The following is a 17,850-nucleotide window of genomic DNA, read 5'->3' as shown; positions in this document are numbered from 1 at the left end:
TGTCACCGCCCGCTATTAGCACTTGGTACTAATATGAGTATATAAATAACAAAAAAAGAATGCAAGGAAAATTAATACCTTGCATTCTTAATCGAGTCTTCCACCTGACAATACACCTGATTGCTCAATTTGCAATCGTAAACAAGCCATATCATCTGCGTGCCAAAATTCTTCACTACTAATTAGTTTTTCAGCATCTTTTCTGGCCGCTTCAAGGGCCCGATAATCATGGATTAAATCCGCCATTTTAAATTCGGGTATGCCACTTTGCTTGCGCCCGAAAAAGTCACCCGGGCCTCTCAATTGTAAATCTTTTTCTGCTAACACAAAGCCATCGTTCGTTTCTGTCATAGTCGTCATACGTTCTTTCCCAATTTCTGTTTTCGGATCTGCTAGTAGCACACAATAAGACTGTTCACTGCCGCGTCCTACACGTCCGCGTAATTGGTGAAGCTGAGACAAACCAAAACGCTCCGCATCATAAATCAGCATAAATGATGCATTAGGTACATTCACGCCAACTTCCACAACAGTTGTGGATACTAATACATCGACTTGACCTTCCGAAAACTCACGCATCGTTTGTTCTTTTTCATCAGGATGCAAACGACCATGCATCAATCCGACCGTAAAACGGTCTTTAAAATAAATCGCCAGTTGTTGAAACAAATCGACTGCATTTTGATAATCCAGTTTATCTGACTCTTCAATCAGCGGGCAAATAACATACGCTTGTCGGCCTGCCGCCAACTCTTTTTCCATGCGCCCAACAATTTTGCCAAACATCTCTTTTTTCATCCAATACGTTTCAATTTCTTTTCGTCCTACGGGCATTTCATCGATAATCGAAACATCCATTTCACCAAAAGCAGAAATCGCTAATGTTCGCGGAATTGGCGTTGCTGTCATAAACAAAACATCTGGATTATAGCCTTTGTCTTTTAATACGCGACGTTGGTCTACGCCAAAGCGGTGCTGCTCATCTGTAATGACAAGTCCTAATTTATCAAATCGCACTTCCGGTTGGATCAAAGCATGTGTCCCTATCAACAAGTCAATTTCGCCTGCCGCTAATTGTTCCAATATTAACTGCCGTTTCTTGCCTTTAACCGAACCTGTTAACAGCGCGATATTCAATGAAAACGGACGGAACCATTGTTCTAATGTATTGGCATGTTGTTCCGCTAATATTTCAGTAGGTGCCATCAACGCACCTTGCAATCCAGCCGTGAAAGCTGCATATAATGCAATTGCCGCTACGACCGTTTTTCCGGAACCTACATCTCCTTGCAATAGTCGATTCATTCGGAAAGGTTCTTTCATATCTTTGCAAATTTCATTGACTACTCGTTTTTGAGCATCTGTCAAATCAAATGGCAAAGACTCGATAAACTTTTTAAGTTGCTCTAAGTCGTAATCGATAAAAGAACCGCCTTCTTCTTCACGGTTTTTCTTACGCAAGGCTTGCATTTTTAACTGAAATACCAATAATTCTTCATAAACAAAACGTCTCCGTGCTTGTTTCACTTTTTCACCATCTGGCGGAAAATGAACCCATTCTAAGGCATCTTGAATTGGCGCTAATTGATAAGTATCAACTAACGACTTTGGTAAACAATCTTCTATATCTTCTTTCACTAAATCTAATGCTTGGCGCATTAGTTTGCGGAAAGTTTTTTGGTGAATACTGCCTTTCAAGCTATACACCGGTTCAAAATCTGCGCCATTCGTACGCGGTCCGATAGTATGACTAGAGACGGTAATCACTTGTCTTCCGCGATCCCATTTACCGGTTACTGTAATGATTTCACCTAAATGCAATTTAGCTTTTACATACGGCTGATTAAAGAAAATCGCTTTTATTAAATGACGACCTACCAACACACGGACTTGCGTTCGTGATTTGTTCTTACCTAAAAAAAGGACGGAAGGTTCACTTTCGACCCTTCCCTCCACGGTTACACGTTCATTATGAGGTGTATCTGCCAAATCTTTTAATTGAAAATCTTCATGGCGATACGGAAATGTCATGATTAAATCATGGAGCGTTTCAATTTTCATTTCCTGCAAAGTTTCAGCAGCTTGTTTGCCTACTCCTTTTAATGTGGCGACAGAATCGTTACTGCCCACTACCAACAACTGCTCCTCCGAAAATTTTCGATTCAAGCCATCTTCCGGTAGGAGTTGCGGCAAGTCCACCTTTAGCGGTTTCTCTTAACGCACTCGGCATTGATTGGCCGATTTCAAACATCGCTCCAATTACTTCATCACACGGAATACGGCTCGTTACACCCGCTAATGCCATGTCAGCAGCTACGACTGCATTTGCCGCTCCCATTGCATTACGTTTTACACAAGGCACTTCTACTAATCCCGCCACTGGATCGCAAACGAGGCCAAGCATATTTTTCATCGTAATTGCGAAGGCTTCCGAACTTTGTTGCGGAGTGCCTCCTGCCATTTCAATAATTGCTGCTGAAGCCATACCTGCTGCCGATCCAACTTCTGCTTGGCATCCGCCAGCTGCGCCTGAAATCGAAGCATTGTTAGCCACAACAAATCCAAAAGCACCTGCCGTAAATAAGTAACGGATCATTTGCTCGCGTGTTGGATTTAACTTGTTTTGCACTGCAAATAATGTGCCCGGTACAACGCCTGCTGAACCAGCTGTTGGCGTTGCACAAATCGTGCCCATTGCTGCGTTAACTTCATTTGTCGCAACAGCTTTACTTACTGCATCAAGCAGTAAATCTCCTGAAAGCGCATTCCCGGTTTCACGGTATTTTTGCAATAGCACTGCATCTCCACCCGTTAATCCAGATACGGAATGAACACCTTTTAATCCTTTTTCTACCGCTTCTTCCATGACCGTTAAATTGCGGTCCATTTGAATCATTATATCTTCACGTGAACGATCGGTCATAAGCATTTCCTGCTCAATCATGATTTCTGAAATCAGTTTTTCTTCTTTTTCAGCTCGTTCAACCAATTCTCTTACATTACGGAATAAAGCTTCCATGGTTTAGCCCTCCAATTTAATCGGCGATTCTTGTCACTTGCGTGATATTCGGAAGTTTTCGTAAATCTTCCATCACTTCTTTATCCACATTTTGATCGACTTCAATAACCATCAATGCCATATGTCCTCTTTCTTTTCGGGAAACTTCCATATGACCAATGTTGATATTGTATTTATACAGGCAATTAGCTACATTTGCGATACACCCTGAACGATCTTCATGGACGACTAGAATCGCCGGATGATTCCCCGACAGTCGAAGAGGAAATCCGTTAAGCTCTGTTATTTCAATTTTACCGCCACCAATTGAAATACCCATCATCGACATTTCAGAATCTTTGTCACCAATGACGATACGTGCGGTATTTGGGTGATCGACATGACCTGTTTCAGGAATAAACTCAAACGTCATTCCTGCATTTCGTGCTTCTTCAAAAGAAGTTTTGATGCGTTCATCAAAGGTATCGTAATCTAATAATCCACCAATGATTGCCACATCTGTACTGTGGCCTTTATAAGTTTCTGCAAAAGAACCGTAAAGGTGCACTTTCGCCCAATCCGGTTGTCTACCAAACAAATCCCTCGCTACTCTTCCGATGCGGGCTGCTCCCGCAGTATGCGAAGAAGATGGCCCAATCATGACCGGGCCGATTATATCAAAAACAGATTTGAACTTCATGGCTCAAACCCCTCACTTTCGGTTACGTATACTGTTAGTGTACATGATTTTGACATATTTCACAAAAATAAAAAAGCGCATACATTCGTATGCGCCTTAGCTTTTGACGATATTCCACTAACGTAAAGAAATTTATTCTACCGCTAGGATAAATGGATACAAAGGTTGCTTGCCGTTATGAATTTCAACTTCAACATCGCTATTTAACGACTCGATGAATTCGCCTAATTTTTGAGCATCAGCTTCTGTCGTATCTTCTCCGTAAAGAATTGTGACGATTTCAGATTCGCTATCCACTAATTTTTTAGCCAGTTCTTCTGTAACATATTCAAGCTTACTGTCAGAAACAATAATCTTTCCTTCAGAAATACCCATGAAATCATCTTTTTTAATTTCAACACCATCGATCGATGTATCACGGACTGCAAACGTGACAGAACCTGATTTCACATGTTTCGAAGCACTTGCCATTGACGCTTGGTTATCTTCCACAGATGCTCCTGGATTAAAAGCAAGCAATGCTGACATACCTTGAGGTACATCTGTTGTCGGAACTACAGCCGCTTCAATGTCTAAAAGTTCAGCTGCTTGTTCTGCAGCCATAATGATGTTTTTATTGTTAGGCAAAATAAGCACGCGTTCTGCACCAATCGACTTAACAGCGTTCACAATATCTTCTGTTGAAGGATTCATTGTTTGTCCGCCTTCAATCACATATGAAGCTCCGATACTGCGCAATAATTCAGCAATTCCTTCGCCCATTGCAACCGTTACGACTGCATAAGGATGCGTAGCTTGTTTTTCAGGTGCGCTTTTTTGGAAATCTTCGCCTACAATATCGATATGCTGTTGACGCATATTTTCGATTTTCATACTGATCAAGCTTCCGTAATCTTGACCATATGTAAGCACTTTTCCGGGTTCTTCTGAATGGATGTGAATTTTCGCAACTTCATCATCAGCGATGACTAGTAACGAATCTCCGTACCCACTCAAGTCTGAACGGAACATAGCTTCATTAAATTCTTTTTTGCCTTCTTCAAACTTCACCATAAACTCTGTGCAATAGCCAAATTCGATATCAGCTGTATCCATGAAACCGGCAATATTTTTATGGTGTTCTGCACTCACTAGATCTGTCATCGAATGATGCGCATGTTTTTCTGGCAGTTCTTCGCCTTTAAGTGAAGCGAGGAATCCTTCGTACACATAAACAAGCCCCTGACCGCCACTGTCTACTACGCCAACTTCTTTTAACACTGGCAATAAGTCAGGTGTACGCTCTAAAGAAGCTTGTGCTTCAGTTACTACAGCTTCAAAAAAAGCAATGATGTCTTCTTCCGTTTTCGCTATTTCCATCCCTTTAGCAGCTGCATCTTTTGCAACTGTTAAAATTGTACCTTCAACTGGTTTCATCACGGCTTTATAAGCAGTTTCAACACCGTGTTGTAGAGCTTCAGCAAATTTAAGTACAGTCAATTCCGATTCTGAAGCAATGTATTTACCAAAACCTCTAAAAAGCTGTGACAAAATAACGCCTGAGTTTCCACGCGCTCCCATTAATAACCCTTTAGATAAAGCTCCTGCTGTTTTGCCAATATGAGCATCTGCTTGAGCAGTTGTTTCTTTCGCTCCAGAAGTCATCGACAAATTCATATTGGTTCCTGTGTCGCCATCAGGTACCGGGAAAACATTTAATGCATCAACATAGTCCGCATTTTGAAAAAGATGGTGAGATCCCATCTGAACCATTTCTGCGAACTTCACGCCATTTAATGACTTCATATCCGTTTCTTCCTCCTCCTACGGGTTCGTTACGCGAACTCCTTGGACAAAAATATTTACTGCTTTTACTGACATACCCAATGTTTGTGTAATTGTGTATTTTACTTTGGACTGGACTTGATAAGCCACTTCAGAAATTTTCGTTCCGTAGCTAATAATGACATACATATCAATAACCAAATTTTCATCTTCTTGTCGCACAATAACTCCTTTTGCAAAATTTTCTTTGCGGAGTATATCTGTTAGACCATCACGTATTTGGTGTTTCGTCGCCATGCCTACAATACCGTAACATTCAATCGCTGCGCCGCCTGCTATTTGAGCAACTACATCATTGGAAATATCGATTTGACCGTATTCGTTCTTTAATTCAATCGACATGGAAATTCCTCCTTGAGTCCTATTTCACTCTTACCATTCTACCTTAAAGACTTATAGATGAAAAGCCACCGTTTTAAGGTGTAAAGGTTTTTTTCTTTAAAGACCTTCAAATATAGTTGCAAACGCGATTTGTCTGTGGTAAATTATTAAAGTATGTGAAACGAAAAACGAACTGAAATTCTATTATAATTTTCAGCTTCACTTGTGAGGAGGGACTTACATGCCTAAAGTATGTGCAGTTAGTGGACGTAAAGCTCGCGCCGGAAATGCCCGTTCGCACGCAATGAATTCGACAAAACGTACATGGGGAGCAAACCTTCAAAAAGTTCGCATCCTTGTAGACGGTAAACCGAAACGTGTATGGGTTTCTGCAAGAGCCATGAAATCAGGAAAAGTTGAGCGCGTATAATCGCTCATGGATAATGCCAGTGCTGATTTAATCAGCCTGGCATTTTTTCGTGGTTTAAAGTTTTACCTGATTTAAAAATGCATCTAAAAAAGGCACAGAAAAACAAGTTGTTTTTCTGTGCCCTTTTATTTAACGAATAGAAAAGCCTGCTCTATGCATCTGAACTTTCAACGAGTAAACAATAGCCACTGTCTATCTTGACAGTTCCACGTCCTAAAAGTTCATTGCTGACAAAGCGAGTCGTCCCAAAAGGAAGGTATTCACTTGTTACAGGGTATTTAAAGCCCGATAACGTTAAACCTTGAACTTCTTCTGCAAAAGGATAAAAAGACACATAACGGTAACGTGTGTCTTTTTCAAGCTCATGCGTGCCTGGACTTAAAAACCGAATTTGATTTTGGTTGTTTACTAAACTAAAGCGAGTTTCGGGAAATTTTTGTTGATAATGATAGACGATATGCAAGACGCTCATGTAATGATCCAAGCGCCCACCGGTGACACCGGCAAGTATGACTTGTTCCGGGTGATAGGTCATCGCTTTTTCAAGTCCTAGCTCTGTATCCGATTGATCTTTTTCTGAAGGCGATCGTGCCAAATCAGGAAAAGCAAATCGAATTTTTTCATAGTCATCCGCTGATACCGAGTCGAAATCTCCAACAGCGGCTACCGGATGAATGCCTCTTTCGAGTAACGCAAGCGTCCCGGAATCAACACCTATATAACTAGCGTTAGGAAATAAAGAGAAATCCGGCAGTTCATCTGCCGGACCTCCTGCGATTAAAATGACATTCACGAAATCGCCTCTTCTCCCGCTTTCCTAATTGCTTGAAGAGCTTCTGCACGGTCTTTTTTGCTATAGATAGCTGAACCTGCCACAAAAACCGTTGCCCCTGCTTCTGCACAAGCTACGATGGTTTCTTCGTTAATACCACCATCAATTTCAATTTCGATTGATAGCTCTTTTTCTTTAATGATGTCAGACAGTTGTTTTACTTTCGGAACAACCGAATGGATAAATTTCTGTCCCCCGAATCCAGGATTGACTGTCATAAATAGGACGAGATCGATATCCTCAAGAATATGCTGAATCGTTTCGATTGGCGTATGTGGATTTAATACAACCCCTGGTTTCACACCAAATGAACGAATCAATTGAATTGTCCGGTGCAAATGAGGACATGCTTCTACGTGTACGGTAATATAGTCAGCCCCCGCTTTTCCAAATTCTTCAATATATAGATCTGGATTTTCAATCATTAAGTGAACATCCATTGGCAATTTTGTTAGCGGGCGAATGGCATTTAGCACAATCGCACCAAATGAAATATTAGGAACGAAATGGCCGTCCATGACATCTACATGAATCCAATCTGCTCCTGCTTTTTCTACTTCTACCACTTCTTCTCCAAGTTTCGCGAAATCTGCTGCTAAAATAGACGGTGCAATTTTAATCATTTGAATACCTCGGCTTTCGACTCATAATTTCTTCTAAAAACTTCAAGTAATGTTTATAGCGATAATCCGGTATTTCTTTCGCTTCAACTGCTGCTTTAATGGCACATTTGGGTTCATTCAAATGCAAGCATTCCCGGAATTTACATGCGTTCGAACGCGCTGCAAACTCTGGAAAACAAGCCGACAACTCTTCTCGTTCCATCGTTTCAAAATCGAATGAACTAAACCCAGGCGTATCAGCTAGTAAGCCATTATTAACGGCGATTAGCTCTACGTGACGTGTCGTATGTTTGCCTCGGTTTAAGGCTTTCGAAATATCATCTGTTTTTAATTCTAACGACGGTAAGATGGTGTTGAGCATCGTAGATTTCCCAACTCCCGATTGCCCAGCAAGCACGCTGATTTTCCCTTCAAGTACCGGCATTAACCGATCTTTTAATGCCGGATCGTCAATAAAAGTAGGAATGACTTCATAACCAATTTTTTCGTAATCTTTAATATACTGTTGAATTTTTTCTTTTTCTTCTTCTTTCAGCAAATCCATTTTTGTTAAACAAATGACCGGTTGAATTGAATGCGATTCAATCGCTGTTAAAAAGCGGTCTAGCAGTAACGGATGAAAATCTGGTTGTTTCGCTGAAAACACCAAAATTGCTTGATCTACATTCGCAATTGGCGGTCGTACCAATTCGTTTTTCCGATCGTACACATGTAAAATAGTACCTTCTAATTCATTATCTGCTTTATAGTCGACGTAATCGCCAACTAACGGTGTGATTTGACGATTACGAAAAACACCGCGACCACGACATTGCGTATATCGCTCTCCATCTTCATCTAATACATAATAGAACCCGCTTAATGCTTTTCTGATTTGACCTTTCGGCATCGTTTCACTCCATTCATCGCTTATTCCACACTTGAGTACTCAAAAGTTTCTTCTAATATAATCGTTGAATCTCGGACAATTCGATAAGATGCACTTTCGCCTTCAGCAATTTGCAGTTCAATCTGGTGAGATTTATCTTCGGTAATTTTAAATTCTTCAACTGGCTCTACCATAGTATTGGTATTGTCTTGTATATAAACTTGAATGGTCTGCTCAACCGGCTCTTCGCCTTCTTCAACTGGTTCAGCTGGTTCATACGGAATGGTCACTGTATGAATGTATGTTTTCATAGGTTGTTCAGCCACGCCTGAAGACAAGGTTACTTCAATTGTGCTTCCTGCTTCAAGTTGTTCTCCTGCAGCAGGGGTTTGAGACATTACTTTTCCAGCTTCAACCTCACTAGATGCTTGTTCAGACACAATTCGGATATTAAAGCCTGAAGAACGAGCATAATCATTAAGATTTTCCTCAGTGAATCCGGTCAAATCTTCGACATTGCGCAAGTCTTTCCCTTTGCTGACGATAAATTCAACATCGGTTTCACTTATAATGACTTCTTCTCCAGCTGCTGGGCGCTGGTTTAAAATTGTCCCGACCGGTTCATCGGAAAACTCTTCTGTAGTATTAGCCGGCGCAAAATTTTTCGCTTCTAAATCGGTTAAAGCATCTTCAAGCATTGTACCGACAAAATCAGTCATTTCAACTTTTTCTTTTCCTTTGCTGACGAAGAGCTGAATCGCTGATTCGCGATCTCTCATTTTCCCTGCTTCTGGAATGGTTCGGATAATGTGGTTGTCCGTAATTTCTTCTGAAAACTCTTCGGTTTCTTCACCTACAACAAAACCGCTGGCTTGTAGTTCTTCTACAGCTTCTGTATGCTCCATGCCAGAAACATCCGGTACAGCTACTTGTCGCGGTTCAAAAAGTCCCGGAAATGCGATTGCTTGTATTAGTCCAGCTACCAATAAGAACGACAACACACCGATAATCCAAGGCCATTTTTTTCGCTTCTTTTTTACAGGAACTTTTTGTTCAGTTTCAGTATCATTTACCGGTAAGGGCATTGTTTTTGACTCTTCAACATTTGCATAGACTGCCGAATCTTTAATGGCAGGCATAGCACGCGTTTCATCTTGGTCGACAGGCACCATAAACTTTGGTTCATGTAGACGTTCAGGTAATAATGCCGTATTAAGATCCTCTTCCATTTCATCAGCCGACTGATAGCGATGTTCTAAGTTTTTTGCAGTAGCTTTTAAAACGATATTTTCTAAACTTTGCGGCAGCGAAGGAACGGTATCGCGCAAAGATGGGGTTTCGGTCTGTAGATGTTTTAACGCAATTGAAACAGCTGATTCACCTGAAAATGGCAGCTTTCCTGTGATCAATTCGTACATTACAATGCCGAGTGAGTAAATATCGGATTTTTTATTAGCTGTTCCGCCTCGAGCCTGTTCGGGAGATAAATAATGAACCGTTCCCAAAACGGAATTTGTTTGTGTATAGGATGTCGCACTTAATGCCATAGCAATACCGAAATCAGATATTTTCACATTGCCATGATCATCCATCAAAATGTTTTGTGGTTTAATATCCCGGTGGACAATTTGGTTGTGATGAGCATGTGCTAAAGCCGAGGCTAACTGCTTCATAATCTCCACTGCCCGCTCAGGTGAGACTGGTGAATGTTCGATTATGTAATCTTTCAGCGTTTTTCCCGGAACATATTCCATTACTAAATAATGAATAGGACCGTCCTCGCCCACATCAAAAATGTTTACGATATTTGGGTGCGCCAAACTAGTAGTGGATAATGCCTCTCTTTGGAAACGTCTGCGTAATTCTTCTTCATTTGAAAAGTCATATCGCAATATCTTAATCGCTATATCTCGATCCAAAATCATATCATGCGCCAAATAGACATTAGACATACCACCACCACCGATTAAATCCTTGATCTTATAGCGGCCGTTGATACTTTTTCCTATCAACATTTTTATACCTCCTTATCCATAGAGGATAGAAGAATTAACGAAATATTATCTTCTCCACCAAGGTCGTTAGCCAGACTTACTAATTCCTGACCTTTTTGAGATAAAGGAGCTGCAGAGCGAACAATAGAAGCAAGTTCTTCTTGCGGTATTTTGTTGCTTAATCCGTCTGAACAAATTAACAAATACGGAGAATCTGTAAATGAAAAATCAATCATTTCTCTTTCTATACGCGATTCAGTCCCAAGTGCACGAACAATCCAATTTTTCTTTGGGTGCGCCTCTGCTTCTTCTTGACTGATTTCACCACTATCAACAAGCACATTTACATAAGAATGGTCACGTGTAAGTTGCTTGATCGATTCCCCAATAAGATAAGCTCGACTATCGCCAATATGGCATAAAACACCTTCGCCATCTTTGATCAATGCTGCGATCAACGTTGTACCCATGCCTTTGCACTCTGGATTTGCCGATGCATGATCAAATACTAAGCGATTTATCGTTTTAACACGATCAGACAGCCACTGCCGTCTGTTGTCGAGCGTCAAAAATGAAGCGTCTTCATCTTCCAAAAAATATTGACTCAATCGATCGACAGTCATTTTACTAGCGACGTCTCCAGCTTTATGACCACCCATGCCATCTGCTACAATTGCTAACATTAAGCCGTCTGGTCGTTTAAGTACCGCCACACTGTCTTCATTTACTACACGAATTTTACCTGTATCACTCTCGATCACATACTCAAACAAATCACGACACCCCGATCTTCTTTAAGCTAATGCAGTTTTTTGGATTTTTTTAAAAGCAGCGATGAAAAAGCCGTCACTCCCATAATCTTGTGGGAATACTTGGACAAAGCCTGTATGTTTGATACCCATTAAATCAGGCAATGCTACCTGAATTTTTTCCATTTCAGGATGCTCTTTTAAAAATCGTTCTGCAGTTCCTCTATTTTCAACAGCATCTACTGTACAAGTACTGTAAACAAGTATGCCGTCTTCTTTTAAAAGACGAGCTGCCTGGTCTAATAATTCAATTTGAATTTCCTGCAAACGAGCAAAATCTTGTTCTTTTTTTGTGTATTTGATATCTGGTTTGCGTTTAATAACACCTAAACCACTGCAAGGAGCATCCACTAAAATGCGGTCGAATTTTTCCTCGCCAAAACGCTCTACACTTTGTTTGCCGTCGCCCACAGTTGTTTCGATGACGGTATGTCCGAGTCGCTCAGCATTTTCATCTATTAATTTCACTTTATGCTGATGTAAATCCAGTGCGTATAATGTTCCGCTATTGTTCATTTTTTCAGCAATATGCGTCGTTTTGCCACCTGGTGCTGCACACATATCAAGAACCGTCATTCCTGGCTCTACTTGCAATGCATAAGCTGGCAGCATAGAACTTTCATCTTGAATCGTAATAAAGCCTTTTTCAAAAGTAGTGGTACGCGCAGGCTGACCATTTGTAACAACTAAACATTCTGGAATCATTTTACTTGGTTCTGCTTCTAATTCTTCCGATTCGAGCATTTCAATAGCTTCTTCAACTGTTGCTCGAACTGTATTTACACGTACTGTTTGCAATGGGGTTTTGTTGTTCTCTAACGCCATTTCACGTGTTTTTTCTAAACCAAATTGCTCTGCCCACCGTCTGATCATCCATTCTGGGTGGCTCGTTTCGATTGAAATTTTTTCGTAAGGATCGCTAATCGTATTAAATGAACGCACACCGCTCCGCTGAACCGAGCGTAAAACGCCGTTTACAACAGAAGCCACACCGCCGTGCCCGCGACGCTTAGCAATTTCAACCGCTTCGTGAACAACCGCATGTGCTGGAATTCGGTCTAAATAAACAATTTGATACAGTGACAATCTCAATAAAATTTTGACCCACGATTCGATTTTCCCTTTTAAATAAGGTTCTAAATAATAGTCTAGCGTCATTTGATGCTGCAACGTACCGTACGTAATTTCTGTTAATAACCCTCTGTTTTTAGCTGCAATTCCATAACTTTCGATGGTTTGGTGAAGTAATAGGTTGCTGTAAGCTTGTTTGTTTTCAACTGCCCATAGAATCGAAAACGCTGCATCGCGAACATTGCCTTGTAGTTTTTTGTTTTTCATTCGAATAAATCTCCCACCTGGATTTTAGGTCCTTTTAAATAATCTTTTGCTGTCATGCGTTTTTTTCCAGCTGGTTGCAATTCGGTAATTGCTAAAACCCCTTCGCCTGTTTGCACTAAAATAGCATCCTCAGTCAGCTCAACAACTTCTCCTGTTTGACCTTTAGCGCTAGAAGCTGTTTTTTCTGTCCACCAAATTTTTATAGTGGCACCGTTAACACTTGTATACGCAACAGGCCACGGATGTAACCCACGAACTTGGTTGTAAATTGCTGTCGCTGATTGTGACCAATCAATCCGTTCTTGCTCACGCGAAATATTGCGGGCATACGTCACCAATTGCTCGTCTTGTGGAATGCGTTTGTTGGTGCCTGCAATGATCGATGGCAATGTGGATTTCAATAAATCACGGCCTGCAATGCTCAATTTTTCGAACATACTCCCAGTATGGTCTTGTTCTTCAATCGGCACAGTTACTTGGGAAATAATATCACCTGCATCTAATCGATCTACCATATACATAATGGTGACACCCGTTTTATCTTGTCCATCAATGATTGATTGGTGAATCGGTGCTCCCCCACGATATTCCGGAAGTAGTGACGCATGCACATTGATTGCACCTAGACTTGGTGCTTCTAACAATTCACTCGGTAAAATTTGACCAAATGCTGCCGTGACAATCAAGTCCGCACCCATATCCAATACGTGTTGAAGCTCATCTTTGTTTTTTAACTTTTCTGGCTGATAAATCGGCAAACCAAGACGCAATGCCTCTTCTTTGACAGGTGTTGCCGTCATCACTTTTTTTCTTCCAACAGGTCGGTCTGGCTGCGTTACCACTGAAATTACTTCATAGCCTTCTTCGACTAGCATACGCAAAATCGGTGCCGAAAAGGCAGGTGTGCCCATAAATATAATTTTGGTCAAGCCTGCTCCTCCTCTTCTTCTTCCTGTTGGCGAATCATTTCATCCAACTCTTCCTGTGTCACGTATTTCGTGATTTTACTCGTAAACAATACACCGTCTAAATGGTCCATTTCATGTAGAATTGCACGAGCTTCATAACCTTCTGCCTCTAACTCGTACCATGAACCGTCCCGTTCTTGTGCTTTAATCTTAATGTGGTCATAACGTTCTACTTCCCCAAAAATTCCCGGAAAACTTAAGCAACCTTCAATATCCGTTTCTGCGCCTTCAAACAGCACCAGCTCGGGGTTGACCATTTCGATCGGCTCTTGACCTTCACGAAAGTCGACAATAGCTACGCGAACCGCTTCTCCTACTTGAGGTGCAGCAATTCCGACGCCATCCGATTCCACCATTGTTTCATGCATATCATCTAAAAGAACCGATAAGTTTTTATCAAAAACCGTTACAGGTTCACAGTTTGTTTCGAGTACTTTGTTTGGGTGTTTTACAACCGTTCGAATTGCCATAATTATGTCCTCTTTTCTTTTACATGACCGATGTAGGATTCATATCAATCGACAAAGTTGCCCCTTTTTTTAGCCACTCTGTACGATGAATTTTAATCAATTGCTGCATCGTGTCGATCAGTTTTGATTCTTTTTTGTATTTTATCAAACATTGATAGCGATATCTATTATTGACTCGAGAGATCAACGACGCTGAAGGCCCAATAATCAAGGTATTTGGTGACAATTGACCCTTTAAATAACGCACAGTTTGATCTGCGTATTCTGCCACTGTCATCAAATCTTCATGTGTAAATTGGATATTTACGACAAAATAATAAGGCGGGTAACCACTTGCTCGCCGCATCGCCATTTCTTGCTCGTAAAACGGCTCGTATAATTGGTCTTTGGCGAGCGTAATCGCGTAATGTTCTGGTGTATATGATTGAACAAACACGGTACCGGGTAAAACATCTCGACCTGCTCGACCACTAACTTGCGTTAGCAATTGATAGGTCTTTTCTGCTGCTCGAAAATCCGGTAAATGAAGTGTTGTGTCCGCAGACAATACACCCACTAACGTGATATTTGGAAAATCCAATCCTTTTGCGATCATTTGCGTGCCTAGCAAAATATCTGCTTTGCCTTCACCAAAAGCCGAAAGAATTTTTTCATGGGCTCCTTTGGTGCGTGTTGTGTCTACATCCATCCTTAGAACGCGCGCTTCTGGTACTACTTTTGCTAATTCTTCTTCAACTTTTTGAGTACCCGTTCCAAAAAAGCGAATGTGTTCACTTTCACATTCCGGACAGATCGTTGGAACACGCTCGTCATAGCCGCAATAATGACATTTCATCATTTCGCTCGAACGATGATAAGTCAAAGAAATATCGCAATTTGGACATTGCATCACCGTTCCGCAATCCCGGCATAACACAAACGAGGAATACCCTCGTTTATTTAAAAACAACACGGTTTGTTGTTTTTTATCTAACCGATCGCGAATCGCATCTGCTAATTGCACTGAAAACATTGACCGGTTGCCGTTTCGCAGTTCTTCTCGCATATCGACAATATGAACAGCTGGCAACGGTTGATTTTTTGCGCGTTTTTCTAACACTAATAACTCATACACCCCTTTTTGCGCACGGGCATACGATTCAAGTGAAGGTGTTGCACTTCCTAAAATAACCGGACACTGATGATATTCACTACGCCATATGGCCATATCACGCGCATGGTAGCGAGGAGAATCATCTTGCTTATAACTCGATTCGTGTTCTTCATCAAGAATGATGAGCCCTAAATTTTGGAAAGGTGCAAAAATAGCAGAACGAGCTCCAACGACAACTTTAACTTCTGCTCGTTGAATTTTACGCCATTCGTCATATTTTTCACCTGCTGATAAGCCACTATGTAAAACAGCAACTTGATCGCCAAATCGTTCTTTAAAACGAATCGTCATTTGTGGTGTTAAGGATATTTCGGGCACTAACATAATCGCTTCTTTGCCTTGCTTTAGCACTTGATCGATTGTTTGCAAATAAATTTCCGTTTTCCCACTACCTGTAATGCCGTGTAATAGAAATGTTTTAGGGGTATTTAATGCCGATTCAATCTGATCAAAAGCAGTTTGTTGCGCACCTGTTAGTTGCAAAGATTCTTTATGTTCAATAGTTGATAGTAATTTCGGATCTCGGTAAGACTCCATATTCGAAATTTGAGCAGCGCCTTTATCAACTAAACTATATATTGTAGGCAATGAAACCCCTGCCAATTTTTGAAGTTGAGACGATTCAATGGATTGTCCCAGATTTTTGAAAAAATACTCCATTAGTTTTAATTGTTGTTTGGCGTTTGCACGAATTTCTATTGCTTCAAGTGCTTCTACTGTGTCAGCAATGTGAATCATTCTTACCTTTTTGACAGCTGTTTGTTGCTGAATATCCGTATCGGCAATAATTGTCCCTTTATCCATCTCTTTTTTTAATAACGCATAGACGTCGACTGCATCTTGCAACCGAATAAACGAACGGTTTTCAAAATACGGTCGTAAAGGAGATGCAATTTCTTCAAGTTCTGCATTGAGTACAAATCGTTTTTCATATTTCGCGCGTAAAGCAGCTGGCACCATCACTTGCAAAGCAGCAATTTCAAAACAAACGGTTTGTTTTTTCATCCACTGTGCCATTTGTAATAACTCTTCGTTTAATACCGGTATGACATCCATCAGCTCATGGATTGGTTTTAGCCGTTTGGGATCAAAATCAGAAGTTTGTTTAATTTTTGTGATAAACCCAAGTACTTTACGATTGCCAAACGGCACTTTCACACGCATACCCGGCTCTGCCAAAACTTCCACTCTTTTTGGAATAGCATAATCAAATGGCCGATCTATTGGATGTGCAGCAACGTCCACAATAACTTCAGCTATCATAGGACTCTTCCTTGTCTGTAATCATTTCGAACAATTGACGCGCCAATTGTTGTTTCGGCATCATATCAAATGCTTGCTCAAAATTATTTTTACCAAATACCGTTACGCGGTTAGTATCTGATTCAAACCCTGCTTGCGCTTCGCTGACATCATTAGCGATTATATAATCAGCATTTTTACGTATTAACTTTTCTTTTGCGTACTTACATACATCGTTAGTTTCAGCTGCAAAACCAATTAGTACTTGGTTTTTCTTCTGCTGACCCAAATGTTTAAGAATATCGACAGTCCGTTCTAATTCGATGGTCGAGCCGCCTTCTTGTTTTTTCACTTTTTGATTAGCGATTGTTTGTGGTCGATAATCTGCAACTGCCGCTGTTTTCACAACATAGTTGGCCGTATCAAAATGTGCTTCGACCGCTTTTAGCATGTCTTCTGCGCTTTCTACTTGAATACGAGTGACACCACTTGGCACGGGCAATGACACAGGGCCACTAATTAAAATCGTTTCAGCGCCCATTTCAGCAGCCGCCTCAGCCATCGCATAACCCATTTTCCCACTTGAGAAATTGGTTAAAAATCGAACCGGATCAATACGTTCACGTGTTGGTCCTGCCGTCACCACTACTTTTTTACCATTTAGTTTATGTTCGCGCGTAAAATAGTTTTTAACAAGTTCAGTAATTTTTTCTGGTTCCTCTAAACGTCCTTTTCCGACATATCCACAGGCTAGAAACCCTTCAGATGGTTCGATAAAACGGATGCCATCTTCATGAAGCTGTTGGATGTTACGTTTGACTGCAGGGTGGTCGTACATATGAACATTCATCGCTGGTGCAATCCAAATCGGCGCGGTTGCAGCAAGCAAGGTGGTTGTTACCATATCATCACCAATGCCATTTGCTAGCTTCCCAATCACATTAGCTGTTCCTGGTGCGACAATAATCAGGTCTGCCCAATCCGCAAGGTCAATATGCGCAATGACAGAAGAATCCTTTTCATCGAATGTATCTGTGTAGACATCGTTTCTAGACATTACTTGAAACGTCAGCGGTTGCACAAATTGCTGCGCTGATTCTGTCATAATTACCTTAACAGACGCACCGGCTTGTGACAGTTTACTTACGAGAGCAACAGCCTTATAGACAGCAATTCCCCCACTGACACATAGTAGAATTTTACGATTCTCCAACAACTCAAACACCCTTTCTAAACAACAAACTCCCAAAGAACAAATTTGCTCTGGGAGTCGTCTGTTG

Annotated in this window: 16 protein-coding genes; 1 reads left to right on the top strand and 15 read right to left on the bottom strand. The window is 41.0% G+C overall.

Going from position 1 to position 17,850, the window contains the following annotated elements:
* Positions 1-87: 87 nt before the first annotated feature.
* From recG to GPDM_RS09140, 5 genes are all read right to left on the bottom strand, one after another.
* Positions 88-2,130 carry an ATP-dependent DNA helicase RecG gene (gene recG / locus GPDM_RS09160; protein ID WP_039863253.1) on the bottom strand — a complete coding sequence of 681 codons (2,043 nt, stop codon included), beginning with the start codon at positions 2,128-2,130 and terminating at the stop codon, positions 88-90.
* On the bottom strand, positions 2,120-3,019 hold the full coding sequence (gene sdaAA / locus GPDM_RS09155; protein WP_008430813.1) for an L-serine ammonia-lyase, iron-sulfur-dependent, subunit alpha: 900 nt from the start codon (positions 3,017-3,019) through the stop codon (positions 2,120-2,122). Before sdaAA ends, recG begins: the two co-directional genes overlap by 11 nt.
* A 16-nt stretch (positions 3,020-3,035) precedes the next feature.
* Positions 3,036-3,698, bottom strand: coding sequence for an L-serine ammonia-lyase, iron-sulfur-dependent subunit beta (sdaAB, locus tag GPDM_RS09150; protein WP_008430811.1), 663 nt, complete (start codon positions 3,696-3,698; stop codon positions 3,036-3,038).
* Positions 3,699-3,830: 132 nt separating this feature from the next.
* Entirely contained in the window at positions 3,831-5,483 is a 1,653-nt protein-coding gene (locus GPDM_RS09145) for a DAK2 domain-containing protein (RefSeq protein WP_008430810.1), read from the bottom strand.
* 18 nt (positions 5,484-5,501) lie between these two features.
* A complete protein-coding gene (locus GPDM_RS09140) occupies positions 5,502-5,864 on the bottom strand; it encodes an Asp23/Gls24 family envelope stress response protein (RefSeq protein WP_008430809.1) in 363 nt (120 codons plus the stop codon).
* A gap of 220 nt (positions 5,865-6,084) precedes the next feature.
* On the opposite strand from GPDM_RS09140, the gene rpmB reads away from it, so the two are divergent.
* Positions 6,085-6,273, top strand: a complete 189-nt coding sequence (gene rpmB, locus GPDM_RS09135) for a 50S ribosomal protein L28 (RefSeq protein ID WP_006828787.1) — start codon at positions 6,085-6,087, stop codon at positions 6,271-6,273.
* Positions 6,274-6,424: 151 nt separating this feature from the next.
* Here rpmB and GPDM_RS09130 read toward each other — a convergent pair whose 3' ends face one another.
* From GPDM_RS09130 to coaBC, 10 genes are read right to left on the bottom strand one after another with little or no spacing between them, the layout of a single operon-like run.
* Positions 6,425-7,066, bottom strand: coding sequence for a thiamine diphosphokinase (locus GPDM_RS09130; RefSeq protein ID WP_008430804.1), 642 nt, complete (start codon positions 7,064-7,066; stop codon positions 6,425-6,427).
* Positions 7,063-7,728 carry a ribulose-phosphate 3-epimerase gene (gene rpe / locus GPDM_RS09125; protein WP_008430802.1) on the bottom strand — a complete coding sequence of 222 codons (666 nt, stop codon included), beginning with the start codon at positions 7,726-7,728 and terminating at the stop codon, positions 7,063-7,065. The genes GPDM_RS09130 and rpe overlap by 4 nt, the downstream gene beginning before the upstream one ends.
* Positions 7,721-8,617, bottom strand: a complete 897-nt coding sequence (rsgA, locus tag GPDM_RS09120; protein WP_008430801.1) for a ribosome small subunit-dependent GTPase A — start codon at positions 8,615-8,617, stop codon at positions 7,721-7,723. Before rsgA ends, rpe begins: the two co-directional genes overlap by 8 nt.
* Positions 8,618-8,637: 20 nt before the next feature.
* On the bottom strand, positions 8,638-10,611 hold the full coding sequence (gene pknB / locus GPDM_RS09115; protein ID WP_008430800.1) for a Stk1 family PASTA domain-containing Ser/Thr kinase: 1,974 nt from the start codon (positions 10,609-10,611) through the stop codon (positions 8,638-8,640).
* 2 nt (positions 10,612-10,613) lie between these two features.
* Positions 10,614-11,363, bottom strand: a complete 750-nt coding sequence (locus GPDM_RS09110) for a Stp1/IreP family PP2C-type Ser/Thr phosphatase (protein ID WP_008430798.1) — start codon at positions 11,361-11,363, stop codon at positions 10,614-10,616.
* A gap of 21 nt (positions 11,364-11,384) precedes the next feature.
* Complete coding sequence (gene rsmB / locus GPDM_RS09105; protein ID WP_008430797.1) at positions 11,385-12,737, bottom strand: 16S rRNA (cytosine(967)-C(5))-methyltransferase RsmB; 1,353 nt, start codon at positions 12,735-12,737, stop codon at positions 11,385-11,387.
* The gene (gene fmt, locus GPDM_RS09100; protein ID WP_008430795.1) at positions 12,734-13,666 is read right to left on the bottom strand and encodes a methionyl-tRNA formyltransferase; all 933 of its coding nucleotides are present in this window, start codon (positions 13,664-13,666) and stop codon (positions 12,734-12,736) included. Before fmt ends, rsmB begins: the two co-directional genes overlap by 4 nt.
* Positions 13,663-14,175, bottom strand: coding sequence for a peptide deformylase (def, locus tag GPDM_RS09095; protein ID WP_008430794.1), 513 nt, complete (start codon positions 14,173-14,175; stop codon positions 13,663-13,665). Before def ends, fmt begins: the two co-directional genes overlap by 4 nt.
* A gap of 19 nt (positions 14,176-14,194) precedes the next feature.
* Positions 14,195-16,591 (bottom strand): primosomal protein N', encoded by a 2,397-nt coding sequence (gene priA / locus GPDM_RS09090; RefSeq protein WP_008430792.1) that lies wholly within the window; start codon positions 16,589-16,591, stop codon positions 14,195-14,197.
* A complete protein-coding gene (gene coaBC, locus GPDM_RS09085; protein ID WP_039863222.1) occupies positions 16,581-17,786 on the bottom strand; it encodes a bifunctional phosphopantothenoylcysteine decarboxylase/phosphopantothenate--cysteine ligase CoaBC in 1,206 nt (401 codons plus the stop codon). The genes priA and coaBC overlap by 11 nt, the downstream gene beginning before the upstream one ends.
* Between the last annotated feature and the right edge of the window lie 64 nt (positions 17,787-17,850).

It is taken from the genome of Planococcus donghaensis MPA1U2 (assembly GCF_000189395.1).
GTDB lineage: Bacteria > Bacillota > Bacilli > Bacillales_A > Planococcaceae > Planococcus > Planococcus donghaensis_B.
This window is presented reverse-complemented; position numbering and strand designations above follow the sequence as displayed.